The sequence below is a fragment of the Alicyclobacillus acidocaldarius subsp. acidocaldarius Tc-4-1 genome, assembly GCF_000219875.1.
Classification (GTDB): Bacteria; Bacillota; Bacilli; order Alicyclobacillales; family Alicyclobacillaceae; genus Alicyclobacillus; species Alicyclobacillus acidocaldarius_A.
On the sequence record NC_017167.1, the window covers coordinates 583,647 to 604,985 of the forward strand.

Here is a 21,339-nt window from a genome sequence, read left to right on the forward strand (position 1 = left end):
TTCATGGCGGATCGCAAAGTCGCAGACAACCCGCTCGCGAGGTTGGAGCGCATTCCGATCTGGCCTCACGGGGCCGGCCTACTCATCGTGTTGGGGCTCGGCTATTTCTTCGCATTTTTCGATATCACCAACATTTCCTATGGCATTCCCGTGATCACGAAGCAATTTCACGTTTCCTCTGGGCTCGCGTCGACGGCTGTCTCCACGAGCCTTGTGGGCTACATCGTGGGCGCCGTGATTGTGAGCGTGGTGAGCGACTACTTCGGCCGCCGGGGCGCGCTCATCACGGGCATCGTGTTGTACACGGCCGGTTCGCTTGCCACGGGGTTCAGTCCCTCGGTCGGTTGGCTCATCGGATGGCGCCTGGTGGTCGGCATGGGCATTGGAACGATGATCGCGCAGGTTTCCACCTACATGGGGGAAATCTCGCCCGCCGTGCTCAGGGGGCGTTTCACCGGGCTCGCCAATTTGTTCGCCTTCTCCGGCCTTGCGGCGGTTCCGTTTGTCTCCATGTGGCTGGTTCCGCACTATGCGTGGGGGTGGCGAGCGCTGCTGTTCATCGGTGCGCTCGGCGGCCTGACGATGCTGTTTTTGACGCGCAGCCTGATCGAGTCGCCTCGGTGGCTGATGATCCACGGCCGCTACGAGGAAGCCAAGCGCCTGGTCGACGAGATCGAGCGGCGCGCCATTGCCAAGATGGGCACGTCGGAACTTCCTCCGCTCATCGATGTTCCTTGGGAGGAAGAGGCGCGCGGTTTTCCTATCACGACGCTTCTCAAGCCTCCGTATCTGTGGCGCATGATCATCCTTCTCCTGTACTGGTTTTTGTGGTATGTGGGTGACTACGCCTACCTGGGTATGGCGCCGACCGTTTTGGTTCAGTCGGGATTTGGGCTCGGAAATAGCATCGGTTTCTCCGCAATATCAGGCGTCGGGTTCGTGGTTGGGGCACTCTACGTTCTGTTATTCGGTGACAAAATTGAACGCAAGTATTCTCTCATTGCAAGCGGAGTCATTGGGTCTGTCGCGGTCATCCTTGCCGGGTTGATGCCCTCGTCGGTCATGGTCGTGATCGCCGGATTCTTCTTCACGACGACCATCGCCATGTTGTCGATTTTGGGTTACATTATCACTGCAGAGCATTTTCCGACGCGGGCGCGGAGCTCGGGCCTGGCCATCTGTGACGGCATCGGCCACTTGGGAGGCGCAATTGCCCCTGCCGTGACGTTAAGCGCTTTCAATACGTTCAAAATCACCGGCGCCTTCTCGCTCATGGGTGTCATGACGCTTGCGTCGCTCATTTTCGTCGCGATGACCACGCGCGCGACGAGAAAGAGCCTCGAATCGGTGAATGACGCGCTCACGCAGCGCACATCGGTCACGATGTAGTGTAAGCGCCTTCTCGCCGGCGGGGCGGAGGTTGGCAAGGGGGGCGTGACATGCACGAACTGGCGGCATCGGGCGACGTCCTGCGCCTCATCCTTGACTCGATGTACGAGGGGATCGTGCTCGTCGACGCGAAGGGCCACATTGTGGAAATCAACCAGGCGTATCTCAAACTGTTGAATATGGAACGAGACAGGGTGATCGGCCGTCACGTGACGGAGGTCATCGAGAACACGAGGTTGCATCGGGTCGTCGAGACCGGCATCCCGGAGCGAGGACAACTGCAGCGGATTCGTCAGCACGACATGGTAGTGCACCGCATCCCGATCTGGCAAGGCGGCAAGGTCGTCGGCGCGGTCGGCGTCCTCATCTTTGAAAGCATCCGGGATCTCTACGAGATCATCGAAAGGTTGCAGGAACACGCGCCCCAGGTACCTTCGGCGCGCCCGGAGACCGAGCGAGGATCGGAAGCTCACCAGGTGAGGCGGGCCTATCGGATCGACGATTTTCTTGGGCAAAGTCGGGCCGTCTTGGACCTCCGCAGGATGGCGCGAAAGGCGGCCCAGACGCCCGTGACTGTGCTCATCACCGGGGAGAGCGGGACCGGCAAAGAGGTGTTGGCGCAAGGCGTTCATTTTGAAAGCAACAGGGCGAACGGCCCGTTTATCAGTGTCAATTGCGCAGCCATTCCCGACAGCCTTCTGGAAGCGGAGCTTTTCGGCTACGATGAGGGCGCGTTCACCGGGGCCAAGCGGGGTGGCAAGCCTGGTCAGATCGAGCTCGCGCACATGGGAACACTGTTTTTGGATGAGATCGGCGACATGCCACTATCGATGCAGGCCAAGCTTCTGCGAGTTTTGGAAGACCGGCAGGTGCAGCGAGTCGGGGGAACCGTCAAGCGTGAGGTCAACCTGCGCTTGATCTCGGCCACCAATCGCGATCTCGAGCGAATGGTGGAGGAGGGGCGGTTTCGCGAGGATCTGTACTATCGGCTGAACATCATCCGGCTGCACATCCCGCCTCTCAGGGAGCGGAAGGAGGACATTCCGCTCCTTCTTGCGCACTATCTGGACGTGACCTGTGAACGGCTGGGCAAACCCCGCATGCACCTGTCGTCCGAGGTGGTGGAACGGCTTCTTGCCTATGACTGGCCCGGCAACGTACGCGAACTGGTCCACATGGTCGAAGTGCTTGTGAGCCTATGCGATTCGGCCTACGTCAGGCTGGACGATTTTCCGCCTCATCTGCACAAGCTCTTGCAAGAGCGCTCCTCCCGATCGCCCGCGATCACTCCATCCCGAAGCCCTGCGTGCGACGCGGTTCCCGGTCCCGCAGTTGGATCGCCGGGAGCCGGTGCAAGGGAGCGAATGATGCAGGTCGAACGGGAACTCATCGAGGCGGCTTTGCGGGAGACGGGGGGCAACAAGTCCTTGGCCGCCAAGCGATTGGGTGTCCACCGCTCGACGCTGTATGACAAGATGAAAAAATTAGGAATCTCGTGAGCCCGGCGGCTCTGGGTGCCGTGCCACAGGGAAATGAAAGGCGCGATCGAGCATGAGGAGGTCGTTCTCATGGACGACATTTGGACGGTGGATGGGGAAGATCTGCGGAAGTTGCCCTACGAGGCGATGTATGCCAAGTTTCGGTGGCCCACGCCGGATCGGCTGAATATCGCCGAGTGGGCGTGTCGCAGGCATGCGCGGGTGTGCCCGAATGCGCCCGCTATTTGGTATGACGTCGACGGTGGGTCGGCGGAAATGTGGACCTTCGGCCATCTGTGGCGCACCACAAGCAGGTTGGCCTGGGCTCTGAGAGACCTTGGGGTTCCAACCGGGGGACGGGTGGCCATCCTTCTCCCGCAGTCTCCCCAGCTCGCGGCGGCCCACCTCGCCTCGTACGCTATCGGGGCGATCGCGGTACCCCTGTTCACGCTGTTCGGAACGGACGCGCTTCGCTACCGGCTCCAGGATAGCGGCGCCACAGTCGTGGTCACGGGCAGCGAACAGGCGAATCAGATCATGGATATCCGGGCCGATCTTCCAGACCTCGAGCACGTCATCGTCACAGACGCCCGCGTTCCAGGCACGCAGTTTTGGGATGATGTCCTCGCCCTCGCGTCGTCTGCTGAATACCACCCGATGGACGCTTCGCCCGACGATCCGGCTGTCCTCATCTACACCTCCGGCACAACCGGGTCCGCGAAGGGGGCGCTTCACGACCATCGCATCTTGCTCGGCCACCTGCCTGGCGTCAGTCTGCCGCACGATTTCGCGCCGCAGCCGGGTGACGTCTTCTGGACGCCCGCGGATTGGGCATGGATTGGCGGGCTGTACGACGTGTTGCTGCCAGCCCTGTGTTGGGGTGTCCCGGTGGTGGCGCATCGCATGCGCAAGTTCGATCCCGAACGTGCCTTCGCCCTAATGGAGCGGTGGCGCGTTCGCAACGCCTTCATGCCTCCCACGTCCCTCAAGATGATGCGCCATATCACCGACCCCAGAAGCCGATGGCATCTACACCTGCGCACGTTGGCGACGGGCGGCGAACCGCTCGGCGCGGAACTTCTCTCGTGGGCTCGCGAGGCGTTAGGCCTCTCGATTCACGAGTTCTACGGCCAGACGGAGTGCAATCTGGTTGTCGCCAACTGCAGCGCATGTTTCCCGCCGAAGCCGGGTTCCATGGGACGACCGGTGCCAGGCCACGATGTGGCCGTGATCGACGAAAACGGCCACGTGGTATCTCCTGGCGTGATCGGCGAGATCGCCGTTCGCCGTCCGGATCCGGTGATGTTCATCGGCTATTGGAACCGCCCTGAGGAGACCGCCGCGAAGTTCGTCGGGGACTGGCTGAAGACGGGCGATCTCGGCCGCATGGACGAGGAAGGCTATCTGTGGTTCGTGGGGCGCGCGGACGACGTCATCACGTCGGCGGGCTACCGGATCGGCCCGGTGGAGATCGAGGAGGCGGCGCTTCAACATTCGGCCGTGGTCATGGCGGCGGCCGTTGGCACGCCCGATCCTGTTCGCGGCGAGGTGGTGAAGCTCTTTGTGAAACTCCGTGAGGGCGTGCCCGCGAACGAGTGCCTCACCGCGGAGCTTCAGAACTGGGTCAAGGAGCGGGTGGGCGCGCACAGCTATCCGCGGGAGATCGAGTTCGTCGACGAACTTCCCCTCACGCCGTCGGGCAAGGTGCGCCGGCGAGCGCTGCGCGAACGGGAATACGCGCAAAAGGGCGTCCCGCTGCCCGGTAAGCGCGGCTGAGGCGAACTTCCCCCACGCCTGGAGCATCTCCGCGATTTCGGACCGGCCGATTGCGCCAAGGTCCGCTGTCGACTATGCTGGTCCTTACGAGAGCCCGAGAGGGCGAAGGAGGACGGCCATGAGCGACGAGACGGTGATTCTCTACACAGATGGAGCGTGTTCAGGCAACCCGGGGCCAGGCGGATGGGCGGCCATTCTGCAGTGGAATGGGCACGTCAAGGAGCTCTCGGGCGGCGAGCGCGAGACGACGAACCAGCGCATGGAGCTGAAGGCGGTGATCGAGGGGCTCAAGGCCCTGAAGCGGCCGTGCGACGTGATCGTCCATTCCGACTCGGCCTACGTGGTCAACTGCTTCAAGCAGCGTTGGTACGTGAATTGGCGCAAGAACGGGTGGATCAACAGCAAAGGGGAGCCGGTTCAGAATCGCGATCTGTGGGAGCAGCTGCTTGAGGCCATCGACGGCCACCGCGTCCGCTTCGAGAAGGTGAAGGGCCACGCTGGCGTGAAGTGGAACGAGCGATGCGACGAGCTGGCGCGGAGCGCGATCCCGAGGTGACCGGTCGCGACAAGCTCACGCTCGCGGACATCCGGCCGTTGGCGGAAGAGGTGGGGCTTCCGGAAATCGCGGCGACCGACGCGTCTCCGTTTGACGAACTCGCCAGCCCACTCGCGGACTACGAGGCGCGCGGGCGCACGGGCTTCGAGTGGGCCGATGCGGCGGAGCGGATGGATCCGCGCTTTTGGCTGCCCGAGGCGAAGTCCATCCTGACGGCGGCGCTCCCTTATCTCACTGAAGAGGGCGCGCGGCGGATGCGGGAACACCCGCGATCCGAGATCCGCGGCCAAACCTCGTGTTACGTGTATGGCGAAGACTATCACCGCGTGCTCTCCGATCGCCTGACCGCGCTGGCGGGGCGCATCGGGAACCTCGTCGGGCGCGAGATCCGGTACCGGGTGGCGGTCGACACCTCTCCGCTCGTCGATCGCCGCGTCGCCGAGCGCAGCGGGCTTGGCTGGATCGGCAAAAACGGCATGCTGTTCAGCCCACGGTACGGATCGTATGTCTTCCTCGGGGCGCTGCTCATCGACGTCGAGATCGAAGACGCGTTGCACCTCCCCCCGGCCATCGGCAAGCACTGCGGCGACTGCGATCTCTGCATGCGTGCGTGCCCCACGCAGGCCTTCGTCGCGCCGGGCGAACTGAAGGCGACCGCCTGCTTGTCGTACGTGACGCAGATGAAGGGGATCATTCCTCGCGCTTATCGCAAACCGCTCGGTCGGCGCGTGTGGGGCTGCGACGTGTGCCAGCAGGTGTGCCCGCTGAATCGAGATCGTGCCCACGCTGAGGATCCCGCGTTCACTCCTGATGCCGAAGCCGCGTATCCCGATCTCGTCAGGCTGCTCGGGATGTCGAATCGCCAGTTCTTGCGCGCCTACGGCCGATCCGCCATGGCCTGGCGCGGCGTACGAACGCTGCAGCGAAACGCACTTGTTGCGCTTGGCAATCTGCGCCGTCCGGAGGCCGTGCCTATTGTGGCGCGATATCTGGCGTCGGATCGGGCGGAGTTGCGCGCGAGTGCCGCGTGGGCGCTGGGCGAGATCGGCGGCGCGGATGCGCTTCGCGCGCTTCAGGCCGCTCTCGCAGCGGAGCAGGATCCGGACGTGCAGAAGGAGATAGAGGATGCCATCGCGAATGCTTCCCGAGGAGGGCACGATGGGAGCGAGGAACGTGAGCAACCAGGATTGGGTCATCGCGACGGTGAGCACGCCGGTGGGGGGCATGTGGCTCGTCGCTGACGCGGAAGGTGTCGTGGAAGCTGGCTGGGCGAGGCTCGAGCCACCGCCTGTGCGGGAGGCGCGCGCGAGCGCAAGACCTGAAACGCTGGCGGTCGCCGAACGCGCAGTGGAAGAACTGGCACTTTACTTTGCCGGCCGATTGCAGTCGTTCACGGTGCCGCTCGTCCCCCGAGGAACGCCGTTTCAAATGGCGGTGTGGGCGTCGCTCCGCGCCATTCCGTTCGGCGCGCGGGTGTCGTATCGAGATATTGCGAACGCCGTGGGCCGTCCGCGGGCGGTGCGCGCAGTGGGGCAGGCGAATCGCGCGAATCCGCTGCCCGTCTTCATCCCGTGTCACCGCGTGGTGGGGGCCGATGGACGCCTGGTTGGGTACGCGGGAGATGCCGTAGATCTCAAGTCGTGGTTGCTCCATCACGAGGCGCGCGTCCTCCGCGCCCTGGCCGTTCCGTGACCGTCATTCGCCGAGGCGCTCCACCTGCTGCCGCATGCTCGCGAGGAATGCCTGGCGCTTCTCCGCTTGCAACGCGTACTGCTGAAGCGCGTCGAGCTGGCTTGGTTCGGCCCCGAAGTGGTACCGCGCGTGCGCGACTCGCCAAGGCAGGTAGGGAAAGCGCAGGATGGCCTCGACAGCGCGATACTCGGATTTCGGAATCGTGCGAACGGCGTCAAAGTGCAGAAAACACGCGTAGGCCAAATGTCCGTTCCAATTGCCGCGTTCAAGACTGCGCCGCAAAAGGTGCGCCATATCAAGCACTCGGGGCGCAGGGCGTGCGAGTTCAAAATCGATCAACACCACTTGGTGTTGCGCCGTGTACAGGCAGTTTGACGGAATGACGTCGAGGTGGCACCAACCGCCGGAAGAGCGCTCCGCCTCCAGGTACGCGATCACGTCGCGATCTTCGAATAGGGCCAGGCTTTCGGAAGCGTCGCGGTGCAGTTCATCCCGCATCGAGAGTAACAGTTGGTCAAATGCGTCCTTTTCCCTTTTCCGGTCGGCTCGAAAGCACATCTGACGCAGATCGCGCCATCGCGCTTGAAACAGGCCGAACACGTCGTCCGCCGCCTCGTCTGGCTTCCAATCCGTTCGAAAGCTCCGCGTGGCCTCGTGAAACTGGGCCAGGGTGTACGCGGTCTGGGCCACGTGTTCGGGCAGACCGAAGTTGGCGGGTTGTCCAGACACCCACTCTGTGACGTAATACGTAAAGTCCCCATGGCGCACGTATGGGGCCTTGGACGACGTGGTAACGAACCGAGCGAATTTGGTGAAGCCCTGTTCTTGGGCGTGGCGGAGACACTGAGCCATCGTGCGGCAGTGATCCGGCGCGATGGAGGAGCGCTTGGCGGCGTAGCGTCGCCCCTTGCCGTCTGTCCAAACCTCGATGTTTCCCTCCGTGTGCCGCTGTTCAATGGCGAGATCGTACTTGGATACCACGGCCTGCGGGATGAGCGGCACCTGGCTCCGCGGGCTAGTTCGTGCACCATGGTCGGCGGTTCGCCTAGAACCTCGCATTTCGTCCGCTTCACGCGGTGGCCGTACAGTCGCGGTGGCCGCAGGAGGAGTTGCCTCGGGCGCTCGACGGCCTCCCGACTCGGATGGCGGCGCGTCCGGCGATGGCTGTGAGGATAGAAATGCGGGGGGAGCAAGCAGTTCCGCGAGCAGATGCTGCACCCATTCGGGCATGTTGGATTTCTGGCTTCTCATCGGCGGTTTCCCTCCGCCAAAGCCTATGCCACGGAAGCGGGATTCGGGCGGGCGATGGCCCAACGCGGCGAAAAACAGGGGCCAGGTCGAACGGAGCTGGCAGTGTTCGAGGGCTCGCCGCCGCCCCGCCTCCGCTGCCGGGGCACGGACCGAGCGGGCGGAGCGGCAGCGCCTTTTTGCGCGGAAGAGATTCAAACGGCGTCGCCGAACGTACTCCACACTTCGAGTTTGGTGCGAACTCTCCGGATGACTTCGTCCGTAAACTCGGTGGTCGTCGCGTGGCCGCCGAGATCGGCCGTGCGAATCCCATCGACGATGGATTCGAGCGTGGCCTCGTAGATGGCCCGCGATACCGTGTGGGCGTCCTTGTCCTGGATGTAGTTCAACAGGGCAGCGCCAGCCAGGATCATGGCCATCGGGTTGGCCATGTTTTTCCTGTAGAGATTGGGTGCCGTTCCGTGAGGCGCTTCGGCCATCACGACCTTGGGCTCGAACGACTCGTCGAGCGACAGAAGCAGCGATTCCGATCCGGCGATGGTGCCGAACATCTGGAGGACGAGATCGGACAGGCAGTCGCCGTCGCGGTTCAGCGCCGGGATGACCAGGGCTTCACCCGCGCGCGCCAGGAGGAGCGCATAGGTGGCGTCGATGAGCTGAGGCTCGTAGCGCACGTCGGGATATTCCTTGGCCGCGGCATCCATTTCTTCCTTCAGCATACCTTCGTACACAGGGCTCACGGTGTATTTGGGTCCGCCAAACACCTTCGCGTGCATGCGGCGCGCGTGCTGGAACGCGTACTTGGCCACGCCTCGACACACGGATCGCGAAATCTTCTCCGTGCGGTACGCCACTTCGTCGCCATTCTCCAGTTGTTCGCGCCATTCCTTGGCTCCGTACGCGTCGTCCACCGCCATGCGGATGACGGAAATCGGGGAGTAGACGCCCACCGGCGGCGCGATTCCCGGGATGCGCCGCCCTGTGCGGACAATCACCGTGCCGTTGATTTCTTTGCGCAGGATGGCGTTTGGACTACCGACGTCGCCCTTTTCTTCCGGCGTGATGGTCGCGGCCTTGAGCCCGAGGCCGGTCTCCCGCATAGCTTCCGCGGCCTCGTGCACCACGGCGTTTTGCGTGCGGCGGCGATTTTCGAGGCTCAAGTCAAACTTGCGAATCTCAATCTCGTACCCCGTGACATCGGGCGACAGCACGCGGAGCGCTTCCTCCAGAAGCTCCTGTCCCGTCTGGTCTCCCTCCATCACGATGATGGTTGGTTTCCCCATCTTCGTCACCTCATCTGTTGGCTTGATGATCTGTCGTGGCTTATTCGGCCAACTGCTTCGACAGCTCCTCGGCGGCCCGCTTCAGTGGCGCGATCATGTCCCTCATCTTGTCCTCCGTCATGCGCTCCACCGGTCCCGATACGGCAATCGCGTACAGGCACGTTCCATCCCGGTTCAAGACGGGAGCCGCAATCGCAGCCGCGCCCGCGTCGCGCTCTTGCCGCGAGAGCGCGTAGCCCTCGCGGCGGATGGCCTCGAGCTGTTGGCGCAGATCGACTTGCCGGACGCCATTCGGCAGCCGGTCGGGATGGCATGCCGCCTCGATCACGGCCGAATTCGAGAAGGCGAGCAGGACCTTGCCCGAGGCGCCGATGGTCAGTGGATATCGCTCACCCACGGATGCGACGTTGCGAATCGGCTGCAGGCTCTCAACTGCCAGAATCCGAATGCGCTCCAGGCCGTTGCGCACGTACAGACTGACCGTCTCGTTCGTCTCGTCGCGCAACCGGCGCAGAATGGGCTTGGCCGCGTCGGACCACCGATCATGCAGGGCCAGATTGGCCCCGAGGCCGTAGAGGCTCCATCCGAGCACATACCGATCCGACTCCGGTTCGCGGCGAACAAACCCCTTTTGCTGGAGCGCCAGGAGCAGGCGGTGAACCGTGCTCTTGTGGAGCCCCGTGGCTCGCGCGATCTCACTCAAACTCCACGCGCGAGGCGAATGTGTGAAGAGCAACAGGATGTCGAGGGCCCGTTCGACGGCCCGTACCGTGGTCTGCCCACTTGGCGTATGCGGCATGTGTAGGACGTCCCTTCCGTTTCAACGTGCAAAACGCGCCCCGCCGAGAAGTATATCATAGTCCGCGCTCATGGGGGCGAATTTGCCGCTGTCACCAGACATGGGCTTTTGTCATACCATGCGGTGAGTGAGGTGACGGCGCATGTCTACCTGCTTAGACGCTCTGCGAAGCTACTTCGATATCCGAGCTCGCGCGTGGCTTCACACCTCCATGGACGGCATGGCCCGGACCGGCGGCCGCATGGGCCTCGAGCGCTTGGTTCGCCTGACGAAACAGAAGAAGCTTCTGTATGAGAAGTTGGGAAAGCGGCTCGCGCGTGTTCACACGCAGGTGCGGATCGAGAAACTGGAGGAGAGCCCCGATGGCTCGACCGTGGACATATGGGCGACGGAGCGCATGTGTTTCACCTATTACGAAGGCGGCACGCCGTGCGTGGAATGCTGCCAGATTCGCCATCAAATGAGGTGGGTGCGCGCCGACGATGGGTGGGAAATGGTGCACGGGCGAGAGTCGGGGATGGGCCACGAGCTTCCTGCCGCTCGAGCGGAGACTTCAGAGCCGGTGCTGCCTAGGTTTCCGCGCGATCCCGACTGGCGCAGCGGCCTGTACGATCGCATCCGGGCGGTTCGTTACGCGGACGCCTGGTGGGATGGTACCCATCCCAGGTATCCCAGGTTTTCCGATGACTGTACCAATTTCGTCTCTCAATGCCTCTTCGCGGGCGGCTTACCCATGTGGGGCGAGCCGGATCGAACGGCCGGGTGGTGGTTTCAGTTCGGGTCGAAACCCGTCTGGAGCTACAGCTGGAGCACCGCGCATGCGCTGTATCTCGTGCTGACGGACGGATTCGGGGCGCGGGTGGTGTCCGATCCGGCCGAACTCCGGATCGGCGATGTCATTTTCTACGATTGGAACGGAGAAGGAACTTACCACCACAGCGCCATTGTGACGGACTTCGACGCCATGGGCGAGCCGCTCGTCAACGCGCACACCATCGATAGCTACCACAGGCCGTGGCTGTACACCGACAGCCCCGCGTGGACGCCGCGGACGAGGTACGCATGGGTCCATCTGCCCGATCGCGTCGAATTGTCGAGGAAGTAGCTCGTGTGCGTTGGCCCGTCCGGATGTCCGTGATAGACTGGGGTGCGGACATTTCGCGAGGAGGTTGGGGCATGCACATCGTGCTGTTCGAGCCCGAGATCCCCGCCAACACGGGAAATGTGGCCCGCACCTGCGCCGTGACCGGCTCAACGCTTCACCTCGTCGGCAAGTTGGGGTTTTCCACGGACGACCGTCAACTCAAGCGGGCGGGACTCGACTACTGGCATCTGCTCGACATCCGGTACCATGATTCGCTCGAAGACCTTTGGGCGCTGTACCCAGACGGCGTGTTTCACTACGTGGAGACCGAGGGTGGGCGGTGGTACACCGAAGTGGCGTATGGGCCGGATGATTTTCTTGTGTTCGGCAAAGAGACCAAAGGCTTGCCCAAGGACGTGATCGAAGCCCACGCCAATCAAGTCGTCCGCATCCCCATGATTGACCACGCGGCCGCGCGGAGCCTCAATTTGTCAAACGCCGTGGCAGTTGTCGTGTTTGAGGCGCTCAGGCAAAACGGGTTTCCTGGCATGGTTTGACGAACGCCGTTCATTGCGCGGGAAATATGTCGAAAAGCCGCCCGAGCGGACGCCCGAGCGGCTTTTCACATGTCTCATCCCTTGATGATGTGAATTGGCTCGCCGAGGCCGACTTCGGCGGCTTCCATGACCATCTCCCCAAGGGTAGGGTGGGCGTGAATAGTGAGCGCGATGTCCTCGAGCGTTGCGCTCATCTCGATGGCGAGGCCCAGCTCCGCGATGATGTTCGACGCCTCGACGCCGACCACCTGCGCGCCGACGAGCACGCCGTTCTCCTTGTTGGCGATGAGCTTGATGAAGCCGTCGGTCGCGTTCAAGGCCGTCGCACGCCCGTTGGCGGCGTACGGGAAGCGGCCAACCGCAACCTGACCGTACTCCTTCTTCGCCTCTTCCTCGGTCAGGCCAACCGACGCCATCTCCGGATCCGAGAAGACGACGGACGGGATGCAGCGGTAGTCGACGATGGACGGTTTGCCCGCGATGACCTCCGCGGCCACCTTACCTTCGTACGACGCCTTGTGGGCGAGCGCCGGGCCAGGCACGATGTCGCCGATGGCGAAGACGTTCGGGTTGGTGGTGCGGCACTGCTGATCCACCTTCACAAGCCCCTTGTCCGTCAGCTCAATGCCCGCGTCCTGCAGGCCAATTTCGTCCGTGTTGGGGCGGCGACCCACTGTCACGAGGACGTAGTCCGCTTCGATGGTCTTCTCGTTCCCGTCTTTGTCCTTGTAGGTGAGCTTGACGCCGTCCTCGGTCTCCTCCACGCCCTGTGCGAGCGCGTTGGTCTCAATTTGCACGTTGTACTTCTTCAGGTTCTTTTCCACAAGGCGGACCATCTGCTTGTCAAAGAGCGCGAGGATGCTGTCCAGACCTTCGATGATGGTCACCTGGCTGCCGAATTTGGCGAACGTCTGGCCGAGCTCGATGCCGATGTATCCGCCGCCCACCACCACCAGCCGCTTCGGGACGTGATCGAGCGAGAGCGCACCCGTCGAGTCAATGACACGCTTGCCAAGCGGCAAATTCTTCAGCTCGATGGGCCGCGAGCCTGTCGCCAGAATGCAATGTTGGAACTGCAGCCGCTGGCTGCCGTTCTCCTGCATGACGCGAACTTCGTTCGGTTTGGTGAAAAATGCCTCACCGTGAATGACGTTGACCTTATTCCCCTTGAGGAGCTGCTGCACGCCGCTCGTCATCTTGTCGACGACCGACTGCTTCCACTCCTGCACCTTCTTGAAATCGAAGGTCGCGGTTGTTTCGATACCTGGGAATGGCGACTCTTTGGCCGCCTCATAGTGATGGGCGGCCGAGATTAGCGCCTTGGAAGGAATGCAACCGCGGTTCAGGCACACGCCGCCCAGTTCGGCCTTGTCCACAATGGTGACCGACTTGCCGAGCTGCGCAGCCCGAATGGCTGCCACATAGCCGCCAGGACCTGCGCCAATGACTAAGACTTCAACCTCTTCCACAATATCACCGACTACCATCCGTCACACCTCCAGGAGCAACAAGCGCGGATTTTCAAGCAAGCGCTTGATGTCGTTGATGAACTGCTGACCGAGCGCGCCATCGATCACGCGGTGGTCGAAGCTCAGCGACAAGGACATCATCTGGCCCACAGCGAATTCGCCGTTCTTGATGATCGGCTTCTCCGTGATCCGGCCGACGCCCAGAATCGCAACTTCAGGGTAATTGATAATGGGGGTGAAGAACAAGCCGCCCGCCGATCCGATATTCGTGATGGAGATGGTGCTGCCCTTCATCTCCTCGGGTTTGAGCTTTCCGGCGCGTCCGCGCGTGGCGAGATCGTTGATTTCTTGGGCAATGGTCCAGATGTTCTTCCGGTCTGCGTGACGCACCACGGGCACGAGCAAGCCGCGCTCGGTGTCGGTCGCAATGCCGATGTGGTAGTAGTGCTTGATGACGAGTTCCTGCTTCTCCTCGTCGTAGGACGCGTTCAGCTGCGGCTTGGTGCGAAGCGCTGCGATGAGCGCCTTTACGATGAACGGCAGATACGTGATCTTGATGCCGCGCTCCTGCGCAATGGGCTTGACCTCGTTGCGCAGTTTCACGAGTTCCGTGACGTCCACCTCATCCATGAGCGTGACGTGCGGCGCCGTGTATTTCGACTTCACCATGGCGCGGGCGATGGCCTGGCGGATCATCGGCATCGGCACGCGTTCTTCATATTCCTCGCCGTATGCCGCTGGTGCCTGTGGCGCCTGGACAGGCCGTTCTTCCGTCTCGGCCGCGTGCTGAGGCGCTTGAGCGCCGGCCTTGGCGCGATCGATATCCTCTTTGGTCACCTTGCCGTGGTTGCCGGTGCCTTTGACTGTGCGGATATCCACGCCTTGTTCGCGAGCGTACTTGCGGACCGCGGGCGTGGCGAGCACCTCGTGCGCGGCAGACTCCTGCGCTTCTGCCTTTGCTGCGTCGAGCGCGGGCTTGGCTGCGGGCGCTTCGTCCGCCTTCGCATTTTGATGTGCGTCCGCCTCGGCCTTTTGCGCGCTCTTGTCAGTCGGCTTTTCGTCCGCTCCAACCTCGGCGGGTGCGTCTCCTTCTACCTCAAACGTCAACAGCACGTCTCCAACCACGCACGTTGTGCCTTCAGGCACCTTGATCTCCTTTACTTTGCCGCTCACCGGCGAGGGAAGCTCCACGAGCGACTTGTCGTTTTCCACTTCCGCAATCGGGTCGTCCTCATTGACCGTGTCGCCCGGTTGGACGAGCCACTTGCTGATCCGGCCTTCGTGCAGGCCTTCGCCAAGCTCAGGTAGGCGAAATTCAACGACGGCCATGGTGTCACCTCCGGGATTATAAGCTCATGACTTTATCAAGCGTCTTGAGGACGTACTCGGGCGTCGGCAACCATTCGTCCTCAATCATACCAAACGGATACACCGTGTCGGGCGGCGTCGCGCGAAGCACGGGCGCCTCGAGGTAATAAATCGCATTTTCATTGATCTGCGCGACGATCTCGGCCGCGGCGCCTGCCGAGCGCTGAGCCTCCTGGACGACGATGGCGCGGTTCGTCTTCTTGATGGACGCCACGATGGTATCGATATCAATCGGGTTCACGGTGCGGAGATCAATGACTTCGGCCTCGAGGCCCTTTGCTTTCGACCATTGTTCCGCGGCCTTGAGCGCCACGTGCACCATGGCCCCATAGGCGATGACGGTCGCATGCTTGCCCTCTCGGACCACATTCGCCACGCCGAGCGGGATGGTGTAATCGTCCTCCGGCACTTCCTGGCGGAATGAACGATACAGCTTCATGTGTTCGAGGAAGATGACTGGATCCGGATCCCGAATGGCCGACAGCAGTAGTCCCTTGGCGTCGTAGGGCGTGCTCGGAATGACAACTTTGATGCCCGGCGTCTGAACAAACAGACCTTCCAGGGAATCCGCGTGCATTTCGGGCGTGTGCACGCCCCCGCCGAAGGGAGAACGGATGGTCACTGGAGCGGTGTAGCGGCCGCCGGTTCGGTATCTCGTGCGCGCCAGCTGACCCGCGATCTGGTCGAACGCCTCGAAGACGAATCCGAAAAACTGAATTTCTGGTACCGGGCGAAACCCTTGAATGGCAAGGCCGTTGGCCAGTCCGATGATGCCACTCTCCGCGAGCGGCGTGTCGAACACGCGGTTGGGGCCGTATTTCTGCTGCAGGCCTTCGGTTGCGCGGAAGACGCCGCCGTTTTTGCCGACGTCTTCGCCGAAGACGAGCACGCGCTCGTCGCGCGCCAGTTCGAGATCGAGGGCGTGCGTGATCGCCTGAATCATCGTCATCTGCGCCATGTCAGTTCGCCTCCTCGCCGGCAAATTCCGCCCGTTGGCGCTTGAGCGTCGGGGTGAGTTCTTCGAACATCGAGTCGATGAGACCCGGGATGGTCATCTTCTCCGCCGCATCCGCCTCCTTCAGGGCGTTGTTGACCGTCTCCTTGGCCTCTTCGATGTAAGCCTCTTCCTCTTCCTGAGACCAAAGGCCCTTTTCCTCGAGGTGCTTGCGGAAGCGGATGAGCGGATCCTTCTTCTCCCACTCCTCCTGCACGTCCTTCGTGCGATAACGGGTCGGATCGTCGCCTGACATCGTGTGAGGGCCGTAGCGGAAGGTCACGGCCTCAATCATGGTTGGGCCCTCGCCGTTGCGCGCGCGCTCAAGGGCTTCGTGCATGACGTGGTACACGGCCAACACGTCCATGCCGTCGACTTGCACGCCGGGGATGCCTGCCGCGATGGCCTTCTGAGCGAGCGTCTGCGCGCGAGTCTGAAGCTCGCGAGGCACGGAAATGGCGTACTGGTTGTTCTGGACAAAGAACACGACGGGGAGATTCATGGCGCCCGCGAAGTTCATGCCTTCGTAAAAGTCGCCCTGGCTCGTGCCGCCGTCGCCCGTGTACGTCACGGCGACGCGCTTTTCACCGCGCAGTTTGAACGCGAGGCCGACGCCCGCCGCCTGGACGATTTGCGCACCGATGATGATCTGAGGCACCATACAGTTGACGCCTTCCGGAACTTTGCCGCCAAGCTGATGTCCGCGGGAGTAAAGGAAGAGCTGATACAGCGGATACCCGTGGAAGTACAACTGCGGGATGTCCCGATAGCCTGGGAGGAGGAAGTCCTCTTTCTTCGTGGCGAACTCGCTGCCGATCATGGACGCTTCCTGGCCGGACACCGGCGCGTAAAATCCCAGGCGTCCCTGCCGGGACAGGCGAATTGCGCGCTGATCCCAGATGCGCGTGAAGACCATGCGCTTCATGAGCTCGCGCAGGTCGTCGTCCGACAAATCCGGGACCAGGTCAGGGTTCACGACGTTCCCGTTCTCGTCCACAATTTGGACGTACGGGATCTCAAAACGAGCAACCACCTGGCTCAACATGGTCACCTCATCTTCGTGTGAGTAATACAGGTCGCTTCACATTATAATACACCCGGGCAGAGACTGCGAAAGTAACAGCCACATTCGAGTGAACTTCTGTTATAGAATAATCTATCGTCGGCCGTAGAACAGCACAATGTAGCGCTTTCATTTTGACGGCCTTCGCGATCTCGCCCTCAACGCTCTGGAGGTGTTTCGCCTTGCAGGCTTCCACCAGAAGAGTGGAGACGCATACCCTGTACAGCCAAGCGCTCGGCGAAGAGCGGGTGCTCAAGGTGTTTGTTCCGCCGGGTGCAAGTGACGAGCCGCTGCCTGTGGTCTATTGTCACGACGGCATCGAGTTCTTCACGCACGGTCGCATCGCGACACAGGCGCACGAGGCGATTCTCGCTGGGAAACTCGCGCCGTGTTACATCGTCGGGATCGCGGTGAACCTGGACCGGCGTCGCGACGATTACGCGTTTGACGGCGCGCGCCACCGCGAGTATCTGCAGTTCGTGGCGGACGAATGCATCCCGTTTCTGGATGAGCGATATCCCATGGACGATGGCCGCCGCTATATGGCCGGCATTTCGCTCGGCGCGGTGGCGACGCTCAGCTTCGTGCTCGAGTATCCACAGTGGTTTCATCGGGTCATGTTGTTTTCCGGCGCCTTCTTCCCGCCGTATCAGCAGCGGGTGGCCGAAGCCATCGATTTGTCGCGCCTGTACGCCTATATGTTCATCGGTGAAGACGAACGGCAGGCGAACACGCCGAGCGGCGTCTTCGACTTTTGGAGTTACAACGAGGCGATGCGAGATATCCTGATGGATCGCGGCGCCGAGGTTTCGTATCACACGGGGCCAGGCAATCACATCTGGGGCGTATGGCAGCGTCACCTGGTGGCTGCGCTTTCGGAAATTGTCCTGGTCTGACCACGAAACGGCTCCTCTTCCCCTTGGCCGCCCGCTCATTCTGCGGTACGGTGGAAAGGTGAAGAAACGGGGTAGGGGGCGAACCAGATGGACGTGATCGTCGAAACGCGATACGGCAAGGTGATGGGGCGAGAAGAGGATGGGATTCGCGTGTTTTTGGGCGTCCCGTACGCGAAGGCGCCGGAGGGCGAACGGAGATTCTTGCCGCCGGAGCCCGTCGAGCCGTGGGCCGGTGTGCTGGATGCGCGCGCACATGGGCCTATCTGCCCGCAGGTGGCCAATCCGCTGAATCCTGTTGACGGTTTCGTGCAGTCCGAAGATTGCCTGCGGTTGAACATCTACGCGCCAGCTGAGGGGACGGGCCACCCTGTGATGGTCTGGATCCACGGCGGCGCGTTCGTGTTTGGATCCGGCCAGTCTCCCTGGTATGACGGGCGCGCGTTCGCGAAGGACGGGGTGGTGCTCGTGAGCATCAACTACCGCCTTGGCCCGCTCGGCTTCCTTCACCTCGCGCACCTCGGCGGCGAAGCCTACGTCAGCTCGGGCAACGCGGGCATTTTGGATCAGATTGCCGCGCTCACGTATGTGCGCGACACCATCGAGGCGTTCGGCGGCGACCCGAACCGGGTGACGGTAGCGGGCGAATCGGCCGGCGCGTGGAGTGTCGGCACGCTTTTGGTGATGGAAGCGGCGCGTGGGTTGTTCCAGCAGGCCATTCTGCAGAGCGGCATTCCGTTTGCGTATCGGACGCCCGAGTTTGCGGAGTGGTGGACCACTCAACTGCTCGATGCGCTCGGCATCAACCAGGCGTCGTGGCACCGCCTCTTCGACGTTCCCGCCGCCGATCTCGTCGCCGTCGCAGCACGCATTCCGGCGCGGGACGGGCTGAACCTGCGCCCGGTCTTGGACGGCGTGATGCTCACGCGGTCGTTCTGGGATGCCCTGCGACACGGGCAGGCCGCGCACGTGCCTACTCTCGCCGGATCGAACCGGGAGGAGTTGATGCTGTGGATAGCTCGCGATCCCGAGTGGCGGACGCTTTCCGACGAGGAACGCATCGCGCGCGTGGATCGGATGTGGGGGCCCCTCGGCGATCGCGCCCGAGACTACTACGTGGATGGCCGCACGGGCGACGAACTGGCCACGTGGCTCGTCCGATTCGCCTCCATGCGGAGTTTCACGTATCCCACCATCCGCGCGGCCGAGATCCAGAGCGAATACGCTCCCGTCTACCTGTACCGATTTGACTACCGGCCGAGTCAGCTCGGCGCGGCGCACGCGCTCGAAATCCCCTTCGTGTTCGGCACGTACGCCCATCCGTCGGCGCGGGTGCTCGTCGGAGACCGGCCGTCGCACGCCGCTGTCTCAGAAGCGATGCACGCGGCTTGGGTCTCCTTCGTCCGCCATGGCAGTCCGCAGGCGCCGCACCTCCCGGAGTGGCCGACCTACGACCCGAAGCGCCGCTCGACCATGATTTTCGACGAAACGTCTCGCGTCGAGGAGGATCCTAATACCGCCGAGCGCGAGCTCTGGTCCGAGATGATGAGCCTGTCCATGTGACCCCGCATCGAGAGGGCGGACTGCACCAACGAGGCCGGTGGCATCCCCACCGGCCTTTTCCATGTCCATGGGCTACGGCGGAATTCGCGAAGGGGAGCGCCCAAACTGGACGGCACGGGTATGTGGAAAAGCTGCTCGCTCATAGGATGAGAAAAAGCCTCCTGTCACTCACCGCTTCAGACGCGAAGGCGTGCATCCGTATCGCAAGGAGGATGGGATCATGGGTTTCCTGGAACGCCTGAGCTCGTATCGCGCGGAGGAGGAAGCACTTCGTTGGCGGGGCACATTCACAGACTATCTGGAACTCGTGCGTCAGAATCCCAACATCGCGAGAACGGCTCACGCTCGCATTTACGATATGATCGTCGCCGCTGGCGTGGAGACGGACGCTGACGGCAAACCGCATTACAAGTTCTTTGAAAAGGAGATCTTTGGGCTCTCGGACACCATCGAGCGGCTCGTCGAGGAGTACTTCCACGCGGCCGCGCGAAGGCTGGACGTGCGTAAACGCATCCTGCTCCTCATGGGTCCGGTGTCGGGCGGGAAGTCGACCATCGTGACGCTTCTCAAGCGGGGGTTGGAGCAATACTCCCGCACGCCCGAGGGAGCCTTGTACGCGATTGCCGGATGCCCGATGCACGAGGAACCGCTGCACCTCATCCCGAACGAACTTCGCGCTGACTTCGAGGCGGAGTTCGGCGTCAAAATTGAAGGCAACTTGTGCCCGAGTTGCCGCCTGAGGGTGGATGAGGAATTCGGCGGCCGGATCGAAGACGTGCCCGTGGAGCGCATTGTCCTGTCGGAGGAGCGCCGCGTCGGCATCGGCACGTTCAGTCCTTCGGATCCCAAGTCACAGGACATCGCCGATCTCACCGGCAGCGTCGACTTTTCCACTATTACCGAGTACGGCTCAGAGTCTGATCCGCGCGCGTACCGGTTTGACGGGGAACTGAACAAGGCCAACCGCGGCTTGATGGAGTTCCAGGAGATGCTGAAGTGTGACGAGAAGTTTCTCTGGCATCTCCTCAGCCTGACGCAGGAGGGCAACTTCAAGGCCGGCAGGTTTGCGCTCATCTCCGCCGACGAGATGATCATCGCCCACACGAACGAGGCCGAATATCGCTCGTTCATCGCCAACAAGAAGAACGAGGCGTTGCAGTCGCGCATGATCGTCATGCCCATTCCGTACAACCTGCGCGTCGACGACGAAGTCAAAATATACGAGAAACTGGTACAACAGAGCGATCTCAAAAACGTTCACATCGCACCGCACGCTCTGCGCACGGCGGCCATCTTCTCCATTCTCACGCGATTGAAGGAGTCGAAGAAGCAAGGCGTCGACCTGATGAAAAAGCTGTACCTGTATAACGGGCAGGCCGTCGAGGGGCTCAAAGACTCCGACGTCAAGGAGCTCAAGGCGGAGTTCCCCGACGAAGGCATGAGCGGGCTGGATCCGCGCTATATCATCAACCGGATCTCGACCGCGCTCATCCGGCGTGACACCCAGTGCATCAACGCACTCGATGTGCTGCGCGCCATTAAGGATGGGCTCGATCAGCATCCGTCCATCACGCCCGAAGACCGCGAGCGGCTGCTGAACTTCGTGGCGATGGCGCGGCGCGAATACGACGAGATGGCGAAGACCGAGGTGCAGAAGGCGTTCGTCTATTCGTTCGAGGAGTCGGCGAAAACGCTGCTCGAAAATTACCTGGACAACGTGGAGGCGTACTGCAACTGGCAAAAGATCAAGGATCCGCTCACCGGCGAGGAGATGGACCCCGACGAGAAGCTAATGCGCTCCATCGAGGAGCAGATCGGCGTCTCTGAGAACGCCAAGCGCGCGTTCCGCGAGGAGATCCTCATCCGGATTTCGACCTATGCGCGCCGCGGCAAGAAGTTTGACTATCACTCCCACGAGCGCCTGCGGGAGGCCATCGAGAAGAAGCTGTTCGCCGATCTCAAGGACGTTGTGAAGATCACGACTTCCACGAAGACGCCCGACGAACAGCAGCTCAAGAAGATCAACGAGGTGACGCGCCGTCTGATCGACGAACACGGGTATTGCCCCGTGTGTGCCAATGAGCTCCTGCGCTACACCGGAAGTCTGCTCAACCGCTGACAGGAGGG

General features: G+C 62.2%; 18 protein-coding genes. 11 read left to right on the forward strand and 7 right to left on the reverse strand.

Features of this window, described 5'->3' with window-relative positions; all coding sequences use genetic code 11:
- Positions 1 to 3: 3 nt before the first annotated feature.
- The 6 genes from TC41_RS02680 (at position 4) to TC41_RS02705 (ending at position 6,891) form a co-directional block, all read left to right on the forward strand.
- On the forward strand, positions 4 to 1,389 hold the full coding sequence (locus TC41_RS02680; protein ID WP_014463439.1) for an MFS transporter: 1,386 nt from the start codon (positions 4 to 6) through the stop codon (positions 1,387 to 1,389).
- Between the two features lie 50 nt (positions 1,390 to 1,439).
- On the forward strand, positions 1,440 to 2,888 hold the full coding sequence (locus TC41_RS02685; protein WP_014463440.1) for a sigma-54 interaction domain-containing protein: 1,449 nt from the start codon (positions 1,440 to 1,442) through the stop codon (positions 2,886 to 2,888).
- A 69-nt stretch (positions 2,889 to 2,957) separates the two neighbouring features.
- Positions 2,958 to 4,643, forward strand: coding sequence for an acyl-CoA synthetase (locus TC41_RS02690; protein WP_041694942.1), 1,686 nt, complete (start codon positions 2,958 to 2,960; stop codon positions 4,641 to 4,643).
- A 118-nt stretch (positions 4,644 to 4,761) separates the two neighbouring features.
- Positions 4,762 to 5,199, forward strand: a complete 438-nt coding sequence (gene rnhA, locus TC41_RS02695) for a ribonuclease HI (protein ID WP_012809871.1) — start codon at positions 4,762 to 4,764, stop codon at positions 5,197 to 5,199.
- Positions 5,163 to 6,440 carry a tRNA epoxyqueuosine(34) reductase QueG gene (gene queG / locus TC41_RS02700; protein WP_014463442.1) on the forward strand — a complete coding sequence of 426 codons (1,278 nt, stop codon included), beginning with the start codon at positions 5,163 to 5,165 and terminating at the stop codon, positions 6,438 to 6,440. Before rnhA ends, queG begins: the two co-directional genes overlap by 37 nt.
- Entirely contained in the window at positions 6,373 to 6,891 is a 519-nt protein-coding gene (locus TC41_RS02705; RefSeq protein WP_237700012.1) for a methylated-DNA--[protein]-cysteine S-methyltransferase, read from the forward strand. The genes queG and TC41_RS02705 overlap by 68 nt, the downstream gene beginning before the upstream one ends.
- 3 nt (positions 6,892 to 6,894) lie before the next feature.
- Here the strand turns inward: TC41_RS02705 and TC41_RS02710 are convergent, their stop codons facing one another.
- From TC41_RS02710 to TC41_RS02720, 3 genes are all read right to left on the reverse strand, one after another.
- Positions 6,895 to 7,893: a phosphotransferase gene (locus TC41_RS02710; protein WP_014463444.1), complete on the reverse strand. Its 999-nt coding sequence runs from the start codon at positions 7,891 to 7,893 to the stop codon at positions 6,895 to 6,897.
- A 440-nt stretch (positions 7,894 to 8,333) separates the two neighbouring features.
- Entirely contained in the window at positions 8,334 to 9,422 is a 1,089-nt protein-coding gene (locus TC41_RS02715) for an isocitrate/isopropylmalate family dehydrogenase (protein ID WP_041694944.1), read from the reverse strand.
- Between the two features lie 40 nt (positions 9,423 to 9,462).
- Positions 9,463 to 10,221 carry an IclR family transcriptional regulator gene (locus tag TC41_RS02720; RefSeq protein WP_014463446.1) on the reverse strand — a complete coding sequence of 253 codons (759 nt, stop codon included), beginning with the start codon at positions 10,219 to 10,221 and terminating at the stop codon, positions 9,463 to 9,465.
- A 142-nt stretch (positions 10,222 to 10,363) separates the two neighbouring features.
- Between TC41_RS02720 and TC41_RS02725 the strand changes: the two genes are divergently transcribed.
- Together TC41_RS02725 and TC41_RS02730 are read left to right on the forward strand one after the other, a co-directional pair.
- Positions 10,364 to 11,326, forward strand: coding sequence for an amidase domain-containing protein (locus TC41_RS02725; RefSeq protein WP_014463447.1), 963 nt, complete (start codon positions 10,364 to 10,366; stop codon positions 11,324 to 11,326).
- A 71-nt stretch (positions 11,327 to 11,397) separates the two neighbouring features.
- Positions 11,398 to 11,862, forward strand: a complete 465-nt coding sequence (locus TC41_RS02730) for a tRNA (cytidine(34)-2'-O)-methyltransferase (RefSeq protein ID WP_014463448.1) — start codon at positions 11,398 to 11,400, stop codon at positions 11,860 to 11,862.
- Positions 11,863 to 11,936: 74 nt separating this feature from the next.
- On the opposite strand, the gene lpdA is transcribed toward TC41_RS02730, so the two are convergent.
- Genes lpdA through pdhA form a run of 4 tightly spaced genes read right to left on the reverse strand, consistent with a single transcriptional unit; the run spans position 11,937 to position 16,738 of the window.
- The gene (lpdA, locus tag TC41_RS02735) at positions 11,937 to 13,349 is read right to left on the reverse strand and encodes a dihydrolipoyl dehydrogenase (RefSeq protein WP_014463449.1); all 1,413 of its coding nucleotides are present in this window, start codon (positions 13,347 to 13,349) and stop codon (positions 11,937 to 11,939) included.
- Between the two features lie 3 nt (positions 13,350 to 13,352).
- A complete protein-coding gene (locus TC41_RS02740; protein ID WP_014463450.1) occupies positions 13,353 to 14,660 on the reverse strand; it encodes a dihydrolipoamide acetyltransferase family protein in 1,308 nt (435 codons plus the stop codon).
- Between the two features lie 16 nt (positions 14,661 to 14,676).
- The gene (locus TC41_RS02745; protein WP_014463451.1) at positions 14,677 to 15,657 is read right to left on the reverse strand and encodes an alpha-ketoacid dehydrogenase subunit beta; all 981 of its coding nucleotides are present in this window, start codon (positions 15,655 to 15,657) and stop codon (positions 14,677 to 14,679) included.
- Position 15,658: 1 nt separating this feature from the next.
- Positions 15,659 to 16,738, reverse strand: coding sequence for a pyruvate dehydrogenase (acetyl-transferring) E1 component subunit alpha (gene pdhA / locus TC41_RS02750; RefSeq protein WP_041694945.1), 1,080 nt, complete (start codon positions 16,736 to 16,738; stop codon positions 15,659 to 15,661).
- A gap of 221 nt (positions 16,739 to 16,959) precedes the next feature.
- Here pdhA and TC41_RS02755 point away from each other — a divergent pair, with 221 nt between their 5' ends.
- From TC41_RS02755 to TC41_RS02765, 3 genes are all read left to right on the forward strand, one after another.
- Positions 16,960 to 17,652: an alpha/beta hydrolase gene (locus tag TC41_RS02755; RefSeq protein ID WP_014463453.1), complete on the forward strand. Its 693-nt coding sequence runs from the start codon at positions 16,960 to 16,962 to the stop codon at positions 17,650 to 17,652.
- A gap of 87 nt (positions 17,653 to 17,739) precedes the next feature.
- Positions 17,740 to 19,212, forward strand: coding sequence for a carboxylesterase/lipase family protein (locus TC41_RS02760; RefSeq protein WP_014463454.1), 1,473 nt, complete (start codon positions 17,740 to 17,742; stop codon positions 19,210 to 19,212).
- A gap of 220 nt (positions 19,213 to 19,432) precedes the next feature.
- Positions 19,433 to 21,331, forward strand: coding sequence for a PrkA family serine protein kinase (locus tag TC41_RS02765; RefSeq protein WP_041694947.1), 1,899 nt, complete (start codon positions 19,433 to 19,435; stop codon positions 21,329 to 21,331).
- Positions 21,332 to 21,339: the final 8 nt, after the last annotated feature.

Bases quoted from the DNA above. Each gene is read 5' to 3' on its own strand.
- TC41_RS02680 (WP_014463439.1), top strand. From the start codon at position 4: ATGGCGGATCGCAAAGTCGCAGACAACCCGCTCGCGAGGTTGGAGCGC.
- TC41_RS02685 (WP_014463440.1), top strand. From the start codon at position 1,440: ATGCACGAACTGGCGGCATCGGGCGACGTCCTGCGCCTCATCCTTGAC.
- TC41_RS02690 (WP_041694942.1), top strand. From the start codon at position 2,958: ATGGACGACATTTGGACGGTGGATGGGGAAGATCTGCGGAAGTTGCCC.
- rnhA (WP_012809871.1), top strand. From the start codon at position 4,762: ATGAGCGACGAGACGGTGATTCTCTACACAGATGGAGCGTGTTCAGGC.
- queG (WP_014463442.1), top strand. From the start codon at position 5,163: ATGCGACGAGCTGGCGCGGAGCGCGATCCCGAGGTGACCGGTCGCGAC.
- TC41_RS02715 (WP_041694944.1), bottom strand. From the start codon at position 9,422: ATGGGGAAACCAACCATCATCGTGATGGAGGGAGACCAGACGGGACAG.
- TC41_RS02720 (WP_014463446.1), bottom strand. From the start codon at position 10,221: ATGCCGCATACGCCAAGTGGGCAGACCACGGTACGGGCCGTCGAACGG.
- TC41_RS02725 (WP_014463447.1), top strand. From the start codon at position 10,364: ATGTCTACCTGCTTAGACGCTCTGCGAAGCTACTTCGATATCCGAGCT.
- TC41_RS02730 (WP_014463448.1), top strand. From the start codon at position 11,398: ATGCACATCGTGCTGTTCGAGCCCGAGATCCCCGCCAACACGGGAAAT.
- lpdA (WP_014463449.1), bottom strand. From the start codon at position 13,349: ATGGTAGTCGGTGATATTGTGGAAGAGGTTGAAGTCTTAGTCATTGGC.
- TC41_RS02740 (WP_014463450.1), bottom strand. From the start codon at position 14,660: ATGGCCGTCGTTGAATTTCGCCTACCTGAGCTTGGCGAAGGCCTGCAC.
- TC41_RS02745 (WP_014463451.1), bottom strand. From the start codon at position 15,657: ATGGCGCAGATGACGATGATTCAGGCGATCACGCACGCCCTCGATCTC.
- pdhA (WP_041694945.1), bottom strand. From the start codon at position 16,738: ATGTTGAGCCAGGTGGTTGCTCGTTTTGAGATCCCGTACGTCCAAATT.
- TC41_RS02760 (WP_014463454.1), top strand. From the start codon at position 17,740: ATGGACGTGATCGTCGAAACGCGATACGGCAAGGTGATGGGGCGAGAA.
- TC41_RS02765 (WP_041694947.1), top strand. From the start codon at position 19,433: ATGGGTTTCCTGGAACGCCTGAGCTCGTATCGCGCGGAGGAGGAAGCA.